Here is a 1,566-nt window from a genome sequence, read left to right on the forward strand (position 1 = left end):
GAAGCAGAAAACCGCAAAATCATATTGCAAGAAAAGCGCCCTCAGCGAGCGCCTTTCTTGCAACACTGCACGCCAGGAAAGCGGAAATTACTACGTATTAACAGAGACGTACGGATAGTTCACGGGGGACTATGTCGAGCAGGTTCTCGTGCCGACCCTCACGCCCGGCGACATCGTCGTCATGGACAACCTGCCGGCCCACAAGGCAGATGGCATCCGACAGGCCATAGAAACCGCCGGCTGCACGCTGCTCTATCTCCCGCCCTACAGCCCCGACTTCAACCCGATCGAAAACGCCTTCTCAACGCTCAAGGCGCTTCTGCGGGCAAGGGCCGAACGCTCCGTCGACGCCCTGTGGAACACCGTTGGCGACATCGTCAAACTCTTCGAACCGCAAGAGTGTGCGAACTACTTCGCAGCAGCAGGATATGACCCGGATTAAAGTGGACGTGCTCTAGTGGACGCCGGAAGATGTCCCGGACGGCGGCCTCTATGCAAGCCTTTAGCGAAAGACGCATTGATCGCCCCAGCCCGGTTGACCGGGCTTATGCGTGGAGAGAGAGGCTCTCCTGCCCGGCTCTGAACAGGAGCCTTCCATGATCCCCATCCACTGCACTCCCGCCGATCTTGCCCCGGGCCGCCTTCTCATCCTTGGGTGCTCGGCAACGAAGAGACCGGATCCTGGCTATATGCCAGCCATCTATCGGTATGACGGCGCTCTCTGGCAGACGCTGCGCGTAACCGATCCAAGAGGCAGCACGGCCTGGGTCGCGTTCCTGTCGGCGCACTACGGCTTTCAGGACGCAGCCGTGCCGATCGCGGATTATAACGCCCGCCTCACCATCGATACGGGAATGCATCCAGGGGCGGAGATCGCGTCGATGTCCCGTTACGGCCGCGCCCCCTGCCACGATATCGCGCTCGTCGGCGGCCATCTCTACCTCGACGTCATGCGCGCACCGACTTCGTCCGCTTGAAGGGTGTGGTCGAAAATCCGCAAGTGACCGAAATCAACGGGCCTATAGGCATGATGAGGCGAGACCTCAGAGCGTGGCTCGAGCGTGGTGCCCAAAGCAAGCGCCGCTAGAGTGAGAGGCAGGGGAGCCCGGATGACCGGGCTCCAAAAGAGGAGAGAGTTCTCCCGCCCGGCTCTTCAGGAGCCATGCAATGACTAATACGCCGCCTCGCTGACCTCGACTCTTTGGCCTTCCCAAAACGCGGTGAATCTTCTGTGGTTGCCGCCCGTGATGCAAGAAGTCTTTGAGCCGAAGGTCATGTGATCGAGTGCGGTCTTCTGTGAGGCCTGTAGATACGGCGTTTTCAGAAGCACTTCATGCGCGAAAACTGGCTCTCAAACCGCGTCTTCAAGTCCTACGAAGACATCGTCGATCACTGCTGCGACCGCTTGGCGAAAGCTCGAAAGCCAGCCCTGGCGCATCATGTCCATCGGACGCAGAGAATGGGCCAATGAGTTTTGATCAGTGAGAAACCTTATAAGGAGACCTGTGCGCGGGTAGGTCTTCCGATTGAATTTGCTGTATTTTTCTCCGGATGGAGGAAAATGTG

At 58.6% G+C, this 1,566-nt stretch carries 1 protein-coding gene and 2 pseudogenes; all 3 read left to right on the forward strand.

Features of this window, described 5'->3' with window-relative positions; all coding sequences use genetic code 11:
- Window positions 1-130: 130 nt before the first annotated feature.
- Window positions 131-442 (forward strand): annotated as a pseudogene (locus tag ILFOPFJJ_RS34540) (transposase); the annotation flags it as partial.
- Between the two features lie 154 nt (window positions 443-596).
- Window positions 597-977 carry a hypothetical protein gene (locus tag ILFOPFJJ_RS34545; RefSeq protein WP_246300034.1) on the forward strand — a complete coding sequence of 127 codons (381 nt, stop codon included), beginning with the start codon at window positions 597-599 and terminating at the stop codon, window positions 975-977.
- A gap of 353 nt (window positions 978-1,330) precedes the next feature.
- Window positions 1,331-1,478: pseudogene (locus ILFOPFJJ_RS35915) on the forward strand (IS630 family transposase); the annotation flags it as partial.
- Between the last annotated feature and the right edge of the window lie 88 nt (window positions 1,479-1,566).

The sequence above is a fragment of the Sinorhizobium psoraleae genome, from assembly GCF_013283645.1.
Taxonomy (GTDB): domain Bacteria; phylum Pseudomonadota; class Alphaproteobacteria; order Rhizobiales; family Rhizobiaceae; genus Sinorhizobium; species Sinorhizobium psoraleae.